14 protein-coding genes are annotated in these 18,846 nt (G+C 72.5%); 6 read left to right on the forward strand and 8 right to left on the reverse strand.

The window, feature by feature from the left end; all coding sequences use genetic code 11:
- Nucleotides 1–127: 127 nt before the first annotated feature.
- From AB0J53_RS14755 to AB0J53_RS14775, 5 genes are all read left to right on the forward strand, one after another.
- Complete coding sequence (locus AB0J53_RS14755) at nt 128–1,180, forward strand: hypothetical protein (RefSeq protein WP_246644361.1); 1,053 nt, start codon at nt 128–130, stop codon at nt 1,178–1,180.
- A complete protein-coding gene (locus AB0J53_RS14760) occupies nt 1,177–1,791 on the forward strand; it encodes a hypothetical protein (protein WP_364172157.1) in 615 nt (204 codons plus the stop codon). The genes AB0J53_RS14755 and AB0J53_RS14760 overlap by 4 nt, the downstream gene beginning before the upstream one ends.
- Before the next feature lie 9 nt (nt 1,792–1,800).
- Entirely contained in the window at nt 1,801–2,598 is a 798-nt protein-coding gene (locus AB0J53_RS14765; RefSeq protein WP_219502550.1) for an inositol monophosphatase family protein, read from the forward strand.
- A 119-nt stretch (nt 2,599–2,717) separates the two neighbouring features.
- Nucleotides 2,718–2,993: a hypothetical protein gene (locus AB0J53_RS14770; protein ID WP_219502547.1), complete on the forward strand. Its 276-nt coding sequence runs from the start codon at nt 2,718–2,720 to the stop codon at nt 2,991–2,993.
- Complete coding sequence (locus tag AB0J53_RS14775) at nt 2,990–3,175, forward strand: hypothetical protein (protein ID WP_364172159.1); 186 nt, start codon at nt 2,990–2,992, stop codon at nt 3,173–3,175. The genes AB0J53_RS14770 and AB0J53_RS14775 overlap by 4 nt, the downstream gene beginning before the upstream one ends.
- On the opposite strand, the gene AB0J53_RS14780 is transcribed toward AB0J53_RS14775, so the two are convergent.
- Entirely contained in the window at nt 3,168–3,617 is a 450-nt protein-coding gene (locus tag AB0J53_RS14780) for a hypothetical protein (protein ID WP_357590940.1), read from the reverse strand. The two genes, AB0J53_RS14775 and AB0J53_RS14780, sit on opposite strands and share 8 nt — an antisense overlap.
- A 38-nt stretch (nt 3,618–3,655) precedes the next feature.
- Entirely contained in the window at nt 3,656–4,828 is a 1,173-nt protein-coding gene (locus AB0J53_RS14785) for an SLC13 family permease (RefSeq protein ID WP_364172161.1), read from the reverse strand.
- A 57-nt stretch (nt 4,829–4,885) separates the two neighbouring features.
- Here AB0J53_RS14785 and AB0J53_RS14790 point away from each other — a divergent pair, with 57 nt between their 5' ends.
- A complete protein-coding gene (locus tag AB0J53_RS14790; protein WP_364172163.1) occupies nt 4,886–10,459 on the forward strand; it encodes a TIR domain-containing protein in 5,574 nt (1,857 codons plus the stop codon).
- 26 nt (nt 10,460–10,485) lie between these two features.
- On the opposite strand, the gene coaE is transcribed toward AB0J53_RS14790, so the two are convergent.
- From coaE to polA, 6 genes are all read right to left on the reverse strand, one after another.
- The gene (gene coaE, locus AB0J53_RS14795; RefSeq protein ID WP_219502528.1) at nt 10,486–11,088 is read right to left on the reverse strand and encodes a dephospho-CoA kinase; all 603 of its coding nucleotides are present in this window, start codon (nt 11,086–11,088) and stop codon (nt 10,486–10,488) included.
- 9 nt (nt 11,089–11,097) lie between these two features.
- Nucleotides 11,098–11,547 (reverse strand): GNAT family N-acetyltransferase, encoded by a 450-nt coding sequence (locus AB0J53_RS14800; RefSeq protein ID WP_357590947.1) that lies wholly within the window; start codon nt 11,545–11,547, stop codon nt 11,098–11,100.
- A 9-nt stretch (nt 11,548–11,556) separates the two neighbouring features.
- A complete protein-coding gene (locus AB0J53_RS14805) occupies nt 11,557–12,705 on the reverse strand; it encodes an epoxide hydrolase (protein ID WP_364172166.1) in 1,149 nt (382 codons plus the stop codon).
- Nucleotides 12,706–12,857: 152 nt separating this feature from the next.
- Nucleotides 12,858–14,339 (reverse strand): 30S ribosomal protein S1, encoded by a 1,482-nt coding sequence (gene rpsA / locus AB0J53_RS14810; protein WP_219502519.1) that lies wholly within the window; start codon nt 14,337–14,339, stop codon nt 12,858–12,860.
- Between the two features lie 201 nt (nt 14,340–14,540).
- Nucleotides 14,541–15,629, reverse strand: coding sequence for a polysaccharide deacetylase family protein (locus AB0J53_RS14815; RefSeq protein WP_364172168.1), 1,089 nt, complete (start codon nt 15,627–15,629; stop codon nt 14,541–14,543).
- Nucleotides 15,630–16,120: 491 nt separating this feature from the next.
- Nucleotides 16,121–18,811 (reverse strand): DNA polymerase I, encoded by a 2,691-nt coding sequence (gene polA, locus AB0J53_RS14820; protein WP_364172170.1) that lies wholly within the window; start codon nt 18,809–18,811, stop codon nt 16,121–16,123.
- Nucleotides 18,812–18,846: the final 35 nt, after the last annotated feature.

Consider the following 18,846-nt stretch of genomic DNA (forward strand, 5'->3'; position numbering starts at 1 on the left):
GGAGGGCGGCGTCCGCGCCGCCCTCCCGTCCTTCATGGAGAGGTACGCCTTCCGCGCCTGGCAGGGACCTGACGCGCTCGTTACCATGACCCCGGGACTGACTGATCGTCGGGATGCGGGGCGAGCGATGGCACGGTTCGTGGGGGCGTTGCGGCGGATCGCCCCTTGGGCGGCCCAGAACGCGGACGTGGCGATCGCCTTGGCGCTGGCCATCGTGGTCGGCGTGCTGGGCATCATGCCCGACGACATCGTCCCGCCCAGCGTCCAGGCGCAGCTCGTCAGCGCCGCGACGCTGGTGATCCTGGCCCTGGTGGCGACCGCGCTGCTGCGCGACCGGGCGCGGCAGGCCCCCGTCGAGGAGACCATCACCTCCGGCGCGCTCGCCCAGCTCCCCGTCCGGCTGGAGCGGCTGGAGCAGATCGAGAACCTGGTGCAGGGCACCCGCAAGGCGCTCGACGCCCTCCAGCTCGTCCGGGTGCTCGGCAGCTCCCAGGAGATCGCCCAGGCCCACGCCGACGCCCGCCGCGACACCTCCCGGTGGAGCTTCAAGGGCGGCACCGGCACCTACCTGCGCGCCGTCACGCTGCCCGTGTGCGTGGCCGCCGCCCGCCGCGACAAGCGCCACCTCACCGTACGGATCGAGATCATCGACCCGACCGACGCCGAGGTGTGCGAGACGTACGCCCACTACCGCCGCTCGCTGTCGGACCTGCCCGACGGCACCGGCGAGACGTGGACCACCGACCGGGCCAGGAAGGAGTCGTACGCGACGATCCTGGCCGCGTTCTGGCACCGGCAGCGCTACGGGCTGCTCGACATCGGCGTGGGCCTGTCGGCCACGATGACGACGTTCCGCTGGGACCTGTCCAGCAGCCGCCTCATCATGACCGTCGAGGACCCGAACATGGCGATGACGGCGCTGGCCGACACCTTCTACTACGAGAACGGCGACACCGAGCTGCGCCTGAGCTTCGAGCAGGCGCGCCGGGTGCCGCTGGAGATGTACAAGCGGGTGCCGCTCAGCGACGAGCCCACGATCGAGGAGGTGCAGGACCTGTTCGAGCGCATCGGGATGCCGCTCCCCAAGTCCTACGACGGGCGCGACGTGGTCGACATCGCGCGCAAGGCGCTGCGCGCCGTCGACCCGTACGGCGAGCCGGCGCGCGGGCACGGGTCATGAGCTACGCGGGCGTCTACGAGCAGGTCGTCCGGGGCCGGGCCAGGGCATGGGCGCTGGAGGCGGTCTCCGGCGAGGTCCGGGCCGTGCGGCACCCCCTGGGATTCGTCTGCCTCCCGCTGGAGCGGGACGGCGGCGAGGGGGTATGCATCCATCTGTGGTCCGATTCGCTCGCGCCGGCGACCAGCACCACCTCGCAGATCCACTGCCACAGCTGGGACCTGGTCAGCCACGTGCTCTACGGCCAGGTGCGCAACGTGCACGCGGTGCTCGACGACGCGGGCCCCGACGCGACGCACCGGGTGTTCGAGGTGGTCAGCGCCGCCGACGGCGACCGCATCTCGCCCACCCCGCGCACGGTCCGGCACCGCACCGGCCTGGTGGAGTCGTTCGGGCCGGGCGACACCTACACGCTGCCTGCCGGCCGCTTCCACAGCAGCGTCGTGCCGGAGGGCGGCGAGGCCGCCACGGTCGCGCTCGGGCGGGGCCGCCCGGGCAGCCGCGACCTGTCGCTCGGCCCGCTCGGGGCCGGCGACCACCACGTGTCGAGGCAGCCGCTCGACGCCCGGGAGACGGCGCTCGCCGTACGCCTGATCACCGCCCGCCTGAGCTGAGGGGTGCCGATGGACCTGGACCGCGCGCGAACGCTGGCCGTCGAGGCGGCCGAGGCCGCCGGGCGGCTGCTGGTGGACGGCGCCGCGGGCGCGGTGGGGGTGCGGGCCAAGGGCGGCTCCGGCGACGTGGTGACCGATCTGGACCTGGCGTCGGAGAAGCTGCTGCTGGAGCGGATCCTCACCGCCTACCCGTCGCACGCGGTCATCGCCGAGGAGTCGGGGCTGCTGGGCGTCTCGGGCAGTGAGTGGACGTGGCTGGTGGACCCGCTCGACGGCACCAACAACGTGGCGATCGGGCTGCCCGCGTACGTGGTCGGGCTGGCGCTGTGCCACGGCGGGCGGCCGGTGCTCGGGGTGGTGCACGACCCGGTGACGTCCCGTACGTGGTCGGCGGTGCGCGACGGCGGCACGCTGGACTCCTCGGGCGCCCGGATGTCCCTTCCGCACCGGTCCGCACCACATGGGCCGCTGCTGGCTTGGACCCAGGGGTATGCTGTGACCAGGCACGACGCTGCGGCGCGGGCGCTGCGCACGAGGCTGGAGCTGGCTGCCAGGCGGGTGCTGCAGTTGTGGGCCCCGCTGCTGACGTGGGCGATGCTGGCGCGCGGCGACATCGACGCGATCATCGGCTACCGCGCGGAGCTGATCGACCTGCCGGCGGGCGTGCTGATCGCACGGGAGGCGGGCGCCGAGATCCGGGCGCTCGACGGCGGGCCGTTCGACGAGAGCATCGAGGGCACGGCCGACCGCAGCTTCGTGGCGGCCCACCCGAAGGCCATGCCGGGGCTGCTGTCGCTCCTGGCGTGACGATCTTGAATCCCTAAAAATCTTGAAGGTCCGGCGCGAAATGTCGATAACTTTCCGCGCCTTTCGACGTCTCACTAACAGGTGCGCGTTCCGGCGGCACCGGTGGAGAGGAGAAGACCATGGCGACCATGCTGACCCGGCTGAGCGTGACGGAGCTCGCGCAGGTGCTCTTCGCCTCCGCCGTGCAGCCGTCCGACACCGCGTCCGGCGCCGTGTCCGCGAGGGAGATCCGGGCGGCGATCGACCGGAGGCTGTGCGCGTGCGGCGGCCACGCCGGATGCGCCGCCTACGTGGCGCAGGAGGCGGGCGACCACCCGGACGCCTTCGTCACCCGCATGCGCTGGGCGCTGGAGGCCGTGGCGGGCGCCTATCCCGGTCCACGGGCGGCGGCATGAGCGGCGGCATGAGCGGCGGCATGAGCGGCGACGAGCGCAGGGAGTGGGCGCATCCGTGGTTCGCGGCCGTGGTCGGCCCGCGGCCGTCGGAGGAGAGGCCGGACAGGCCGGCCGAGGAGGACGAGCGCCGCGTCAGGCGCCGCGCTCGCCGCGTCGCGACGGTGCGCCGCCGCACTACTTGAGGAGATACTTGCACAGGCCCTTGGCGGTGACGACCCGCTCGCCGTCGACGGTGATGCGGCAGGGCGCGGGCCTGAACTGGCCGTTCTTGTCACGCACGGAGCCGGCCACGATGGAGACCAGCCGGCCGACCTCCTGCTCGGCGCCGGTCAGCTCGATGTCGGCCGTCCTCGACCAGGGCAGGGTGGCCGCGGTCTCGGTGCCGCTCTCGTCGGCGTTGTAGGCGATCGGCTGGACGGCCTCGCCCTTGCCGAGCACCTCCAGCTTGACCTTGCGCACCACCTTCTGCGGGGTTCCGGAGCTCGCCGGGCTCTGGGAGGGCGTGGACGCCGAGCTGGAGGGGGTGGGCACCGAGGCGGCGGAGCCGGACGTGCCGCAGCCGGTCAACGCTGCCGCCGCCACCAGGGCAAGACCGAAACATCTGATCAGAGGTGATTTGGCCATGGCGACCATTGTCCCCGACTTCCCCGGCCCCCGGTCCCTCAGCCGAAGGCCACCAGCGCCCACGTGGTCGCCAGCACCCCGGTGACGGCCAGCCCGGCGCCGGTCAGCAGGAAGCGGCGCATCGGCACCCGGACGTCGTGGCGGCGGCACGACTCGAACCACAGCAGCGTGGCCAGCGACGCCCACGGGGTGACGACGGTGCCCACGTTGGTGCCGACGAGCAGCGCGAACAGCTGCCCCCGGTCGCCTGCCGGGATGACGCCTTCGAGCGCCTTGTAGGCCGGCAGGTTGTTGACCACGTTGGCCAGGCCCGCGCCGACGGCCGCCGTCCGGTACGGGTCGCGCTCGTCGCCGAGCATCCAGTGCATGAGGTCGTCCAGGCCGTAGCGGCTGAGCGTGGGCACGACCAGGAACAGCCCGGTGACGAAGATCAGCAGTTGCCAGGGCACGAGCCGCCAGGTCAGCCGCTTGCGGTCGCGCACCGCGAACGCCACCACGACGACGAGCCCCGCCGCCGTGGCCGCGGCCCACACCTCGACCCTGGCCAGCAGCGCGACGATGAACAGCACGCAGGCCGCCGATGCGGCGGTGAACAGCGCCCGGTCGGCGATCGGCTCCAGCAGCGGCGGCGTGTAGCGCAGGTCGCGCCGCCGCCCGCGCCGCCAGAAGTACGCCCACAGGAACGCCATCGTGACCGCGATCGCGACCGCCTGCGGCGCCCACATGAAGGAGGCGAACTCCAGCGGGCTCAGCTCGATGCGGTGCATGGCCAGCAAGTTCGTCAGGTTGGAGACGGGGAACAGCAGGCTGGCGGTGTTGGCGAACCAGATCGTGGTCATGGCCAGCGGTAGCGCCGCGATGCGGGCCTTGGGGGCCAGGGCCAGCATCACCGGCGTGAGCAACACCGCAGTCGTATCAAGATTGAGAAATATCGTAATAAATGACGCAAAGACCGTACAAAGCAAGAAAAGGGCGAAATAGTTGCCGCGCCCGAGAACCGCCATTCTTGCCGCGATCGCGTCGAAGACCTGAGCCTCCTTGGTGAGCTCGGCCAGCACGATGACGCCCACCAGGAACACCAGCAGCGGCCCGATCTCGGTCAGGCTCGCCGTGGCCTCGGCCAGCGGCAGCAGCCCGGACGCCACGAAGAGCAGGCCGAGCGCGAGCAACCCGACCCTGATCCAGTCGAGCACGCCAAGACGCCGCAACACCCGACGATGATCGCACACGTGCTGGGAAACTCCGATCCTCCGGGCGATACTGGGGAGATGGCACGTGACGGCAGGCCGACCCAGATCTTCGTCAGCTATTCCCCCGCCGACACGGCCTGGGCGACCTGGATCGCCTGGGAGCTCGAGGCGGCCGGATATCGCACGATGATCCAGGCGTGGGACTTCGTGCCCGGCACCAACTTCATCGACTTCATGGACCGCGGCGTCAGCGAGGCGCAGCTCGTCGTGGCGGTGCTGTCGCGCAACTACCTGAGCTCGCGCTACGGCCGCCTGGAGTGGCAGGCCGCGCTGCGCGCCGACCCCGACAACCCCTCCAACAAGCTCGTCACGATCCGGCTGGAGGACGTGCAGCTCGAAGGGCTGCTGTCCACGATCACCTGGGTCGACCTGCTGGGCGTCACCGACCCGGGGCAGGCCAGGGCCGCGCTGCTGGGCCGGGTCGGCGAGGCGCTGGCCGGCCGGGCCAAGCCGCAGGCCGCGCCCGCGTTCCCCACCGCCGGGGCGCCGCCCGCCGCGGTGCCGACGCTGCCGCCGCCCGCCGACCCGGCCCGCGCCCGGCGCACGCCGGTCTCCGCGCCGAAGTTCCCGCCCGCCACCGGGCCCCGGGAGCGCCGCGAATCGCTCGCCGTGCTGCACATCGCCGGACCGCGCTTCGGCCGGGCGCTGCCCGAGCCGGGCGAGCCGTTCACGCCCGAGGACCTCCAGGCGCGGATCTGGGCCGACCTGACCGCCATGTACGACCGGGGCATGCCGCGGCCCGACCTGATGGTGGTCAGCGGCGACCTGACCGAGTCGGGCAGCCTCGGCCAGTTCGGCCAGGCGACCCAGTTCGTCACCGACTTACGGCTGCTCATCGGGCTGGAGCCGCACCGGCTGGTGATCGTGCCGGGCCCGCGCGACGTCACCAAGGCCGCCGCGAGCGCCTACTTCCTGACGTGCGAGGCCGACGACGTCACCCCGCAGCCCCCCTACTGGCCCAAGTGGCGGCACTTCGCGGGCCTGTTCGGCGAGGTCTACCAGGGGCTGGACGACCGGGTGTTCGACGGCGGCCAGCCGTGGACGCTGTTCGAGGTGCCCGACCTCCAGGTGGTCGTGGCCGGGCTCAACTCCACGATGGCGATGAGCCACCTGGAGCGCGACGCCTACCCGCTGATCGGCGAGGCGCAGGCCGCCTGGTTCGCCGAGCGGCTGCGGCCCTACGAGGAGCGGGCGTGGCTGCGGCTGGGCGTGATGGGCCACCCGCCGGCCGCGCTGCACGACGCGCCCGCCTTCGACCGGCTGCTGGCCCACCGGCTCAACCTGCTGTTCCACGGCCCCGGCCAGGCCGGTGAGGCGGCGATCGCCGCGCCGCGCGCCGGCCGCCACCACGTCGTCGAGCTCACCCCCGCCGAGACGCGCGTGTGGCTGCCCGACGGCGGCGCGCCGGAACGTTCCCGGCGCACCTGGCGGGCCGCCCGCGCCACCTTCACCGGCGAGACCCCCGGCACGCCGCCTCCCGCGCTGGCCGCGAGCTCGGGCGAGCGCGAGCCGAGCCCCGTCGACCTGCTGCTCGACCGCATCACCGAGGTGTGCGAGGCCCGCCACGAGCGGGCCCGCATCCGCCGCCTGCCCGGCCACCTGGTGGTCACCCACCCGGAGGACGGGTTCGTCCGCCAGCTCATGATCGGCGCGCACGTGGGCGAGCTCACGCCCGCCGACGCGGCCGACTTCGTCCGGCGCGCGCACGCGGCGGAGCTGGCCGCCGAGCTCGTCTACCAGGGGCCGCCCCCGGCCCGCGCGCTGCGCGAGGACCTCATGCGGCGCGGCGTGCGGCTGCGCAGCTTCACCGAGTTCCAGGGACTGCTCGACCTGTCGGGCTACGTCGGCGAGCAGACCGCCAGGCTCGCCGCCGACCACCGCTACCCGCCCGAGCTGTACGTGCCGCAGCGCTACCGCGAGCTCGACCGGCCCGGCCAGCACGTCAAGGACGGCCTGACCGACGAGCTGATGCGGCTGCTGTCGGCCGACCACGGCCGGTTCCTGCTGCTGCTCGGCGACTTCGGCCACGGCAAGACGTTCGCGCTGCGCGAGCTGGCCCGGCGCATCCCGGTCGAGCTGCCGCACCTGACGCCGATCTTCATCGAGCTGCGCGCCCTGGACAAGGCCCACTCCGTCGACGGGCTGGTGGCCGCCCACCTGGCCAACCACGGCGAGGAGTTCATCGACCTCAAGGCGTTCCGCTACCTGCTGCGCCAGGGCCGGATCGTGCTGCTGTTCGACGGGTTCGACGAGCTCGTCACCCGGCTCACCTACGACAGGGCCGCCGACCACCTGGCGACGCTGCTGGCCGCCGCCGAGGACAAGGCCAAGATCGTGGTCGCCAGCCGTACCCAGCACTTCAAGTCGCACAGCCAGGTGCTGACGTCGCTGGGCGAGATGGTGGGCGTGCTGCCGCAGCGGCGGGTGCTCGGCGTCGAGGACTTCACCCGCGACCAGATCCGCTCCTACCTGGCCAACCGGTTCGACGACGGCGACGAGGCCGGCGCCCGCATGTCGCTCATGGAGGGCATCAAGGACCTGCTGGCGCTGGCGCAGAACCCGCGGATGCTGAGCTTCATCGCCGACCTCGACACCGACCGGCTGCGCATGGTGGCCGGCGCCCGCCACACGATCAGCCCGGCGCTGCTGTACGAGGAGATCCTGCAGTCGTGGCTGGCCTTCGAGGAGCGCCGGGCCAAGGTGCCCGGCTCGCCCGCCTCGCTGACCAGGGACGAGCTGCTGCGGGCGGTGACGGCGCTGGCGCTGCGGCTGTGGGACTCCGGCGAGTCGCTGCTGGGCCTGGACGAGCTGACGGAGATCGCCGAGACGCTGGCCGACCTGGCCAGCGGCCAGCTCACGGTCGCCCACACCGCGCACGCCGTGGGGTCGGGCAGCCTGCTGGTGCGCACCGAGGAGGGCATGTTCGGGTTCATCCACGCCTCGGTGATGGAGTGGCTGATCGCCCGGCACGTCGCGGCCACCCTCGACTCCCCGGCCGCGCTGTCGCGCGGGCCGCTGTCGGCGCTGAGCATCGAGTTCCTGTGCGACCTGGCCGACGTGCGCACGCTGCGCGCCTGGGTGGCCGACCCGCCCGCCGACGACGTGGCCCGCGCGAACGCCGTCAAGATCGCGGCCAGGCTGCGCACCCCGGCCAAGGCCGACCTGCGCGGCGCCAACCTCAAGGGCGAGGACCTGTCGGCGCGCGACCTTCAGGAGGTCGACCTGACGGGCGCCGACCTGAGCGGGGCCACGCTCGCGGGCACCAACCTGACCAGGGCCGTCCTGCGTGACGCGAAGCTGACCGGGGCCCGGCTCGACGGGGCCGTGCTGGCGGGGGCCGACCTGCGCGGCGCCGACCTGTCGGGGGCCCGGCTGGCCCGCTCCGACCTGAGCGACGCCTCGGTCGAGGGCGCCCGCTGGCACCGGGCCGCGCTCATCAACGTGACGGGCACGCTGCCCCACCTGCCGGGCGCGGCCGTGGCCCCCGGCCAGCCGGTGGAGATCCAGCTCGCCCCGGCCGCGATCGGCGTCCCGTACGGCTATCACTTCCAGACCAGCCGGCTGCCCGAGCCGATCGCCTACAGCCCCGACGGCTCCACGATCGCCATCGGCAACGAGGACGGCGACGTGCTGCTGTGCGCGGGCGGGCTGCCGGTGCGCACGCTGCACGGCCACGGCGGCCGCGTCTACGCGGTCGCGTTCGCCGGCGAGCTGCTGGCCACCGGCGCGAGCGACGGCACCGTACGGCTGTGGGACTCAGCCACCGGCGAGCCGCTGCGGCAGCTCACCGGGCACGCCGACGGCGTGTGGCCGCTGCGGCTGAGCCCGTCGGGCGAGCTGGTCGCGGCGGGCGGCGGCGACGGCGTGGTGCGGGTCTGGGAGAGCGCCACCGGCGACCTGGTGCACGAGCTGGCCGGGCACCAGGCGCCCGTCTACACGGCCTCGTTCGGCGGCTCGACGCTGGTGACCGGCGACTCGGCGGGCGTGGTGCGGGTGTGGAGCCTGGCCGGCGGCGAGCTGACCGGCACCCTCGACGGCCACCGCGGCTCGGTGTTCCGGGCCGTGCACAGCCCCGACGGCACGCTGCTGGCCACCGGCGACGAGGCGGGCACGCTGCGGGTGTGGGAGACGCGTACGTGGACGTCGCGGGCGGCGCTCACCGGCCACCGCGGCAGCCTCTACTGCGTGACGTTCTCCCCCGACGGGTCGCTGCTGGCCACCGGCGACACCTCCGGCGACGTGCGGCTGTGGGACCCGGAGGGAGAGTTCCGCGGCCTGCACACCACCCACGCCGCCGCCGTCTACCAGGTGGCGTTCTCGCCCGACGGCCACACGCTGGCCACCGGCGACGCGGGCGGCGTGGTGCGGCTGCAGCCGGTCGGCTCGCCGCACCGGGTGGAGCTGACCGGGCACCGCAGCTCGGTGTGGCCGTTCGCCTGGCGGCCCGACGGCGAGCAGCTCGCCACCAGCAGCAACGACGGCACCGTGCGGCTGTGGGACCCGGTGTCGGGGCAGTGCCAGCGGGTGCTGCGCGGCCACGGCAGGCGGATCACCTCGGTGCGCTTCAGCGCCGACGGCTCGATGCTGGCCACCAGCGGCAACGACGGCGTCGTGCGCGTGTGGGAGCCGCGCGCCGGGCGGCTGCTGCGGGAGGTGCCCGGCCGCGCCGACCGGCTGGTGTCGGCGCTGTTCTCACCGGCCGGGCCGGTGCTGGCCGCCTCCAGCAACGACGGCGGCGTGCACTTCTGGAACGCCGCCACCGGCGACTACGAGCGCGAGCTCAACGTCGAGACCGACCACGTGTGGGCCGAGGCGTTCAGCCCCGACGGCAACATGCTGGCCACGGCCAACGACGACGACAGCGTGCGGATCTGGTGGCGCTCGACCGGCCGCATGGTCACCAACCTCGGCGACCACCGCGGCCGGGTCCGCTCGATCGCCTTCAGCCCCGACGGCCGCTACGTGGCCACCGGCTGCGACGACCGGCTGGTACGGCTGTGGCACGTGGAGTCCGGCGGCCGGGTGGCGACCCTCGAAGGGCACACCGACCGCGTCTACTCGGTGGCGTTCTCGCCCTCCGGCCGCCGGCTGGCGAGCGGCGGCAACGACGGGCTGGCCATGCTGTGGGAGCTGCGTCCGGGCCAGCCGTGGCAGCCGGCGCTGCGCCACACGATGCGGGCGAGCGCGGGACGACTGTGGAGCGTCAGCTTCGACGCCTCGGGCGAGCGGCTGGCGACCGGCGGCGACGACCGCGCCGTGCGCGTGTGGGACGCCGCCACCGGGCGGCTGCTGCACACGCTGCCGGGACACTCCAGGCGCGTCTGGTCGGTCGCCTACAGCCCTGTCTCCGACCTGCTGGCCAGTGCGGGCGACGACGGCGTGGTCATCCTCTGGGAGGGCGCTGAGCGCCGTACGACGCTGCTGGGGCTGCCCGAGGGGTGGGCGGCGCTGGCTCCGGACGGACGCTACAAGGTGCACGGGGACACGGCCGGGCAGTTCTGGCACGTGCTCGGCATGGCCCGCTTCGAGCTCGGCGAGCTGGACGCGCACCTGCCCGGGGTCCGCCAGGTGCCGCTCGACGCGCCCTTCTGACGGCGGCGCCCCGACGACGCTGCCGGTCAGGCGCGGGCGGCGCGCCTGACGAGGTCGTCCCACACCTCGGCGACGCGCGCCTCCAGCTCGTCCAGGCCCGCCTCGTTGGGGATCACCACGTCGGCCACGGCCAGGCGCTCGTCACGGGTGGCCTGGGCGGCGATGCGGGCCCTGGCGTCGTGCTCGGCCATGCCGCGGTGCTCGGCCAGCCGGGCGACCCGGACGTCGTCGGCCGCGTCGACCACGATGACGACGTCGTACATGGGGGCAAGCTTGTTCTCCGCCAGGAGCGGCACGTCGTAGACGACGATGGCGTCGTCGTCGGCCTCGCCCTGCAGCCGGGCGACCCGCTCCCCCACCAGCGGGTGGACGATGGCGTTGAGCGCGGCGAGCCGGTCGGGGTCGGCGAAGACGATGCCGCCGAGCTTCTCCCGGTCGAGCGAGCCGTCGGCCCGCAGCACGCCGTCGCCGAACTCCGCCACCACCCGGGCCAGGCCGGGCGTGCCCGGCTCGACGACCTCGCGGGCGATCCGGTCGGCGTCGATGACCACGGCGCCCCTGGCGGCCAGCCGCCTGGCCACCTCGCTCTTGCCCGACCCGATGCCGCCGGTGAGTCCGATCTTCAGCACGCCCGCAGCCTACCCGCGCCGCAGGTGGACCAGCGTCAGGTGGTCGTCCATCCGCTCGCGGTGCGTCTCGCGGTAGCCCAGGCGGCGGTAGAGCCTCAGGTTGGACTCCGACAGGTGGCCGGTGAACAGGTCGAACGCCTCGGCCTCCGGCACCCGCTCGTGCAGCGCGGTCAGCAGCGCGGTGCCCAGGCCCCTGCCCTGCCGGTCGGGGGCGACCACGAGCCGCCCGACCAGGCAGGTGGCCCCGGCCAGGGTGCCGCGCACCGACCCGACGACGCGGCCGGACTCGACGGCCTTGAGCACGACCCCCGCCTCGATGGCCTTGCGGACCTGCTCGACGGACTCCACCAGCGGCGGGATGTACGGGTCGCCGTAGAGCTGGGCCTCGCTCACGTACGCGGCCCGCTGGAGGGTGAGGATCTCGCCCGCGTCCGCGCCCGCCGCCCGCTGGATGTCCATCCGAGCACCCTACTTCAGCGGCAGGCTCCCGAAGAAGGTGCGGAGGTCGGCCACCACGTCGCCGGGGACGGCCATGGCGACCATGTGGCTGGGGCTGTGGCGTCCGCCCCAGTGGGTGAGCGTGTTCTTGCGCCCGGCGATCCGCGCGAAGGCGGCCGGGCCGCCGTGCGACACGCCGGTGGGCACGGCCGTCTGGTCGACGGGCAGGCCGGCGGCGCCCTCGTAGTAGGTCCACGACGACGAGCCGCCGGTGCCGGTCAGCCAGTAGAGGGAGGCGTTGGTGAGCAGCAGGTCGCGCGGGATCGGCTCGGCGGGGGTCTCCTCCGGCCAGCCGTCGAACTCCTTGTACCGCTCGACCAGGTAGGCGAGCTGGGCCACGGGCGAGTCGGCGAAGCCGTGCGCGAGCGTCTGCGGGCGGGCCGCCAGGTAGGGGCCGTAGCCGCTGCCCTGGCCCATCCAGGCGGTCGCCGCCTCCAGCTCGGCGCGTTCCTCCTCGGTCGCGCCGGCGAGCTCGGCCGGGTCGCCGGTGGGGATGCCGAGGCCCGCGGTGATGTGCGCGCCGGCCACGTGCTCGCTGTCGAGCGCGGCGAGCTGCGGCGTGACCAGGGCGCCGGCGTCGTTGCCGTGCGCGCCGTAGCGCTCGTAGCCGAGCCGGGCCATCAGCTCGGCCCAGACGCGGGCCACCCGGGCTACGGACCAGGGCCGCTCGTCGGCGGGCTCGGGGAACGGCGAGAAGCCGAAGCCGGGCAGCGAGGGCGCCACCACGTGGAAGGCCACCGCCGGGTCGAGGCCGTGCGCGCGCGGGTCGGCGAGCGGCCCGGCCAGCTCCAGGAACTCGGCGACCGAGCTGGGCCAGCTGTGCGTGAGGATCAGCGGCAGCGCGCCGGGCTCGGGCGAGCGCACGTGCAGGAAGTGCACCCGCTGCCCGTCGATCTCGGTGGTGAACTGCGGGAACGCGTTCAGCCTGGCTTCCTGCGCCCGCCAGTCGAAACCGTCGGCCCAGTAGGCGGCCAGCTCCCGCAGGTAGTCCACCGGGACGCCGCGCCGCCATCCGCCCCCGGGAAGCTGCCGCGCCCAGCGGGTGCGGCGCAGGCGGTCACGCAGGTCGTCAAGGTCGGCTTGGGGGATGTCAACGCGGAAGGGCGTGATGTCGTTCATGGGGCCCACGATGGCGCCCCATGCGGAAAGGATGCTTCCGCATATAGGCATTTCGGGAGGCCCGTTTTCCGGCGCGGGCGGTCCGGTTCCGGGAATGACGAAAGGCCCCGTACGGAGATCCGTACGGGGCCTTCGTTCAGCGATCAGCTAGCTCAGCTCTGGCCGCCCGCGAGCTTCTCGCGCAGAGCCGCGAGAGCCTCGTCGGAGGCGAGAGCGCCGGCCGCCGGAGCGGACGAGGAGCTGCTCGACTGGGGCTGCGACTCACCGCTGTAGGACGAAGGAGCGGCTTCGCCGGCCTCGGCCTCGGCCTTGCGGGCCTCTTCGATCTGCTTGCGGTGGGCCTCGTAGCGCTGCTGGGCCTCGGCGTACTGCCGCTCCCACTCCTCACGCTGCTTGTCGAAGCCCTCGAGCCACTCCCCGGTCTCCGGGTCGAAGCCCTCGGGGTAGATGTAGTTGCCCTGGTCGTCGTAGGTCGCCGCCATGCCGTAGAGCGTCGGGTCGAACTCGACCTCGGTGCCCACGCCCTCGTTGGCCTGCTTGAGGGACAGGCTGATCCGGCGACGGTCGAGGTCGATGTCGATGATCTTCACGAAGATCTCGTCGCCGACCTGGACGACCTGCTCCGGGATCTCCACGTGGCGCTCGGCCAGCTCGGAGATGTGGACCAGGCCCTCGATGCCCTCCTCGACCCGGACGAACGCGCCGAACGGCACCAGCTTGGTGACGCGGCCCGGCACGACCTGGCCGATCTGGTGGGTGCGGGCGAACTGCTGCCACGGGTCTTCCTGGGTGGCCTTGAGCGACAGGGAGACGCGCTCGCGCTCCATGTCGACGTCGAGGACCTCGACCGTGACCTCCTGGCCGACCTCGACAACCTCGGAGGGGTGGTCGATGTGCTTCCAGGACAGCTCCGACACGTGGACCAGACCGTCGACGCCACCCAGGTCCACGAAGGCACCGAAGTTGACGATCGAGGACACGACGCCCTTGCGGACCTGGCCCTTCTGGAGGGTGTTGAGGAAGGTCTGGCGAACTTCCGACTGCGTCTGCTCAAGCCAGGCACGGCGCGACAGAACCACGTTGTTGCGGTTCTTGTCGAGCTCGATGATCTTGGCTTCGAGCTCGCGGCCGACGTACGGCTGCAGGTCGCGGACACGGCGCATCTCGACCAGGGACGCCGGGAGGAAGCCACGGAGGCCGATGTCGAGGATGAGACCACCCTTGACGACCTCGATGACGGTGCCGGTGACGATGCCGTCCTCGTCCTTGATCTTCTCGATCGTGCCCCAGGCGCGCTCGTACTGAGCACGCTTCTTGGACAGGATCAGGCGGCCCTCCTTGTCCTCCTTCTGGAGAACCAGGGCCTCGACGTGCTCGCCGACCTCCACGACGTCAGCAGGGTCGACATCGTGCTTGATCGAAAGCTCGCGCGAGGGGATGACACCCTCGGTCTTGTAGCCGATGTCGAGAAGAACCTCGTCTCGATCGACCTTGACGACGGTGCCCTCGACGATGTCGCCGTCGTTGAAGTACTTGATGGTCTCGTCGATCGCGGCGAGGAAGGCTTCCTCGGACCCGATGTCGTTGACCGCTACCTGCGGGGTGCTCGAGGTGGCCTCAGTGCTGGACGTCATGTGTGGAATTGCTCCGAACGCGGACAGATGTCGATGTGGCGATGCGCGGCAGGCCCTCTTCCGCATCAAGCCGAGGAGTTACGACATCGACGTGACCGAGCGCGAGCCCGCTCCGTCTGAGGCGCGCGCGAGCCCACAGCGCAGCGATCAGCATATGAGACCATCGCCACGGGGTCAATCCAACCGGCACATCCACCGCGGCTAATAAGCGTTGACCCGGGGCCTGTGCTTTGCCTCGATATTACCCCGAAGCCGACGAGGGATGGAGACGCGCTCCGGGTCGCCGTCGGACACATAACGCTCGCCCGGGTGCTTGTCCAGCCATTCCAGCCAGTACTGCGAGCACCACTTGCGGCATTCGCCCTTCTTGCCGTTGCTCTGGATCCGCTGGATCGCACCCCTGTCGAATTTTTTCGCGTACGGCGAAACGGACGGCTCGGCCCCGGCCAGGAACACCCCGTCGTAGTCGTAGCGCGTGCCCTCCCACGACCCCTGCCGGGCCGCCTTCTTCGAACGCGGCATCGACCCGTACGGCAGCGCCAGCGTCGTCACCTTGTCCACGCCCAGCCGGCCCAGCATCCGGTCGAGCCTGGCGATCTGCTTGCGCACCTTCTTCGTGCCGAGCGAGCGCAGGTCCGGATGGGACCAGGTGTGGTTGGCCACCTCGAACCCGTTGCCCGTCAGCCAGCGCACCGCCGCCTCCTGCTCCCGCTCGCTCCGCAGCCCGAACGGCGTCTGGTTGACCCAGAACGTGGCCACCGGCCGGAACCCCGGATGGCGCGCGGCCACGTCCAGCAGGATGCCCACCGCCGTGTCCCGGGCGGGCTTCCCGGCGGCGTCCAGGGCGAAATGGCTGGGATGGCCGTCGTCGAACGTGAGCACGACCGGGAACTTCCCGGCCGGCACCCGGATGTCGCCCGCCGCGAACTCCGCCGCGCTGACCGGCACGTACCCCTTCCTGGCGAGCTTCTCCAGCTCCTGCCTGAACTGGGCCGGCGTGCGGTCGATCGACGAGCGTCGCTTGCCGACCAGCCGGTGGTACATCAGCACCGGGACCTTGCCGAGCTCGTTGGCCTTGACCTGCTTGGCGAACTCGGGGGTCGCCACGACGCCCGGCGGCTCGGCCACCTCGCCGACCGCCGGGCCCGTCGGCGCCGCCATGGACCGTTCCTGGGCCCGCGCGGGCGGGGCCGCCACGGGCCGGTCGCCGGGCACCAGCCAGAGCCCGACGATCGCCGTGACCACGACCAGGACGTTCGTCACGCCGATGATCCGCGTAAGGGACTGCACAAAACTCCTGTGCCACTCGGGGAAAGCTTCCCTCAGCGTAATCCAAAGGATCACGAAAAAAGTGCCATGCCCCGCCGAACCAGGACGAAACCCACCCCCACCGCAACCCGCCCAGGACCCCGGCACCACCTGCCCCGACGCCCCCGCGCGAAGGCAAGCCTCCCGGGAGGCGCGCCCGAGAGGGGCCCCCACCGCGCCGAGGCCCCGACCGCCCCCGAGGGGGCCCGCCGTACGGGGAGGCGGCACGACGGGAAGAGCCTGGAAGGGAAGGGGCGCGCGCCACCCGGGAGCCGCGCCAGGCGGCCACCCAGAGCGCCCACGCCGTGCCGGGGCCGGGCCCCGCAGGCGCCCGCACACCCTGGCCCGCGCCGCGCCAGGCGGCCACCCAGAGGGCGCGCGGGCGCCCGCCCACCCCGGACGGGGCCTGCACCGCGTGGAAGGCGCCCCGGGCGGAGGGCCTGCGCCGGGCGGGCCCTCCCGCTGGGTTCGGGTTAGTGGCCGGCGTCTTCCCAGGTGCGGCCGATGCCGACGGAGACCTCCAGGGGGACCCGGAGCTGGTAGGCGGCGTTCATCTGGTCGCTCACGAGCTGCCGCAGCGTCTCCAGCTCGCCCGGGGCCACCTCGAAGACGAGCTCGTCGTGCACCTGGAGGAGCATGCGCGAGCCCAGCCCCTCCTCGGCCAGCGCCTGGCGGACGTGCAGCATGGCGACCTTGATGATGTCGGCCGCCGACCCCTGGATGGGGGCGTTGAGCGCCATCCGCTCGGCCATCTCGCGGCGCTGGCGGTTGTCGCTGGTGAGGTCGGGCAGGTAGCGGCGGCGGCCCATCATGGTCTCGGTGTAGCCGTTGGTGCGCGCCTGGCGGACGATGTCGTGCAGGAAGTCGCGCACGCCGCCGAACTCCTCGAAGTATTCCTCCTTCAGGGCCCGCGCCTCGGCGACCGGGATGTTGAGCTGGCCCGCCAGCCCGAAGTCGGACAGCCCGTAGGCGAGGCCGTAGTTCATCGCCTTGATGCGGGCGCGCAGCTCGCCGTCGATCTGCTCGGGCGGCAGGTCGAAGACGCGGGCGGCGGTGGCCTGGTGGAAGTCGTGGCCCGACTCGAACGCGGCGATCAGCGACTCGTCGCCCGACAGGTGGGCCATGATGCGCAGCTCGATCTGGCTGTAGTCGGCGGTGAGCAGCGTCTCGTAGCCCTCGCCCACGACGAAGCCCTGCCGGATGCGGCGGCCTTCGGCGGTGCGGATGGGGATGTTCTGCAGGTTGGGCTTCTCCGACGACAGGCGGCCGGTGGCGGCGATGATCTGGTTGAAGGTGGTGTGGATGCGGCCGTCGTCGCCGATCTCCTTGATCAGGCCCTCGACCGTGGTGCGCAGCTTGGTCTGGTCGCGGTGGCGCAGCATGATCGTCGGCAGCTCGTGCTCGGTCTGGGTGACGAGCCAGGCGAGCTGGTCGGCGTCGGTGCTGTAGCCGGTCTTGATCTTCTTGGTCTTGGGCAGGCCGAGCTTGACGAACAGCACCTCCTGCAGCTGCTTGGGCGAGCCGAGGTTGAACTGCTCGCCGACGGAGCGGTGGGCCTCCTCGACCGCGTGCTTGACGGCAGCGCCGAACTCGGCCTCCAGGCCGGCGAAGTATTCGCTGTCGACGGCGATGCCGGCGCGCTCCATCTCGGCCAGCACGGTCAGCAGCGGCAGCTCGACGTCGCTGAGGAGCTGGGTGCCGCCGCGCCCGGCGAGGAAGCCCTCCAGGGCGTCGGCCAGCTCGCGCACCGCGTGGGCGCGCAGGGCGAGGTCCTTGGCGGGGGCGTCCTCGTCGTCGCCGAACAGGGCGGCCTGGCCGTCGGACTCCTCCTCGGCGCGCAGGTCGCGGTTGAGGTAGCGGCGGGCGAGGTCCTCGAGCGCGAACGTGCGCTGCCCGGGCATCGCCAGGTAGGCCGCCAGCGCGGTGTCGCACGACAGGCCGCGCAGCTCCATGCCCTGCGCCCACAGCGCCAGGATCGGGCCCTTGGCGTCGTGGACGGCCTTGGGCCTGCCGGGGTCGGCCAGGTAGGCGCGCAGCGCGGCCTCGTCGGCCTCGGTCAGCTTGACCGGGTCGATGTGCGCGGCGGTGCCGTCGGGGGAGGCGATGGCGATGGCGTCGACGCGGCCGGTGCCGCTGCCGTAGACGCCCTTGAACGCCACGCCGGCGCGGCCCTCGGGCAGCGCCGACAGCCAGCCGGCCACCCGGTCGGGGCCGAGGATCACGGTCTCGACCTCGAAGCCCTGGTCGGGCTCCTGCTCGCCGGTGCCGAGGGTCTTGAAGACACGCTCGCGCAGCTCGCCGCGGATCTGCAGGGTGTCGAACAGCTTGTTGACCTCTTCGCGCTCCCAGGCGCCCTGCTTGAGGTCGGCCAGCTCGGCCTCCAGAGGGACGTCGCGCAGCAGCTCGGTGAGCCGCCGGTTCATCAGCACCTGGGCGACGTGCTCGCGCAGCTTGTCGCCGACCTTGCCCTTGACCTCGTCGACCCGGTCGACGAGCTCGGTCAGCGAGCCGAACTCGCGCACCCACTTGGCCGCGGTCTTCTCGCCGACGCCGGGGATGCTGAGCAGGTTGTCGGACGGGTCGCCGCGCAGCGCCGCGAAGTCGGGATACTGCACCGGGGTGAGGCCGTACTTCTCCTGGACGGCCTCCGGCGTGAAGCGCGTCATGTCGCTGATGCCGCGGCGGGTCATGAGCACGGTGACGTCGTCGTTGACGAGCTGCAGCGCGTCGCGGTCGCCGGTGACGATGAGCACGCTCATGCCCTCGGCGCCGGCGCGGGTGGCCAGCGTGGCGATCAGGTCGTCGGCCTCGAAGCCGGCCTTGGACAGGCGCGGGATGCGCAGCGTGTCGAGCAGCTCGTAGATGAGCTGCATCTGGCCGCGGAAGTCTTCGGGCGTCTCGCTGCGGTTGGCCTTGTAATCGGAGTATTCCTCGTGCCGGAACGTCGGCTCCGATCGGTCGAAGGCCACCGCCACGTGCGTGGGCTGCTCGTCACGCAGGATGTTGGTCAGCATCGAGGTGAACCCGTAGACCGCCTCGGTGTGCTGACCGTCGGTGGTCATCAGGTTGGCGTCTTTCAGCGCGTAGAACGCGCGATAAGCCAGGGAATGCCCGTCAAGCAGCAGCAGGCAGGGTCGGCTGGGGGTCACTTCACTCTTCGGCACACAGGCAGCCTAGTCTCCAACTGCGACAGAAAACC

It is taken from the genome of Nonomuraea sp. NPDC049725 (genome assembly GCF_040674795.1).
Classification (GTDB): Bacteria; Actinomycetota; Actinomycetes; order Streptosporangiales; family Streptosporangiaceae; genus Nonomuraea; species Nonomuraea ceibae.

Excerpts from the sequence above, each read along its gene's own strand:
- AB0J53_RS14755 (WP_246644361.1), top strand. The coding sequence starts at position 128 with ATGGCACGGTTCGTGGGGGCGTTGCGGCGGATCGCCCCTTGGGCGGCC.
- AB0J53_RS14760 (WP_364172157.1), top strand. The coding sequence starts at position 1,177 with ATGAGCTACGCGGGCGTCTACGAGCAGGTCGTCCGGGGCCGGGCCAGG.
- AB0J53_RS14765 (WP_219502550.1), top strand. The coding sequence starts at position 1,801 with ATGGACCTGGACCGCGCGCGAACGCTGGCCGTCGAGGCGGCCGAGGCC.
- AB0J53_RS14770 (WP_219502547.1), top strand. The coding sequence starts at position 2,718 with ATGGCGACCATGCTGACCCGGCTGAGCGTGACGGAGCTCGCGCAGGTG.
- AB0J53_RS14775 (WP_364172159.1), top strand. The coding sequence starts at position 2,990 with ATGAGCGGCGGCATGAGCGGCGGCATGAGCGGCGACGAGCGCAGGGAG.
- AB0J53_RS14780 (WP_357590940.1), bottom strand. The coding sequence starts at position 3,617 with ATGGCCAAATCACCTCTGATCAGATGTTTCGGTCTTGCCCTGGTGGCG.
- AB0J53_RS14790 (WP_364172163.1), top strand. The coding sequence starts at position 4,886 with ATGGCACGTGACGGCAGGCCGACCCAGATCTTCGTCAGCTATTCCCCC.
- AB0J53_RS14800 (WP_357590947.1), bottom strand. The coding sequence starts at position 11,547 with ATGGACATCCAGCGGGCGGCGGGCGCGGACGCGGGCGAGATCCTCACC.
- AB0J53_RS14805 (WP_364172166.1), bottom strand. The coding sequence starts at position 12,705 with ATGAACGACATCACGCCCTTCCGCGTTGACATCCCCCAAGCCGACCTT.
- rpsA (WP_219502519.1), bottom strand. The coding sequence starts at position 14,339 with ATGACGTCCAGCACTGAGGCCACCTCGAGCACCCCGCAGGTAGCGGTC.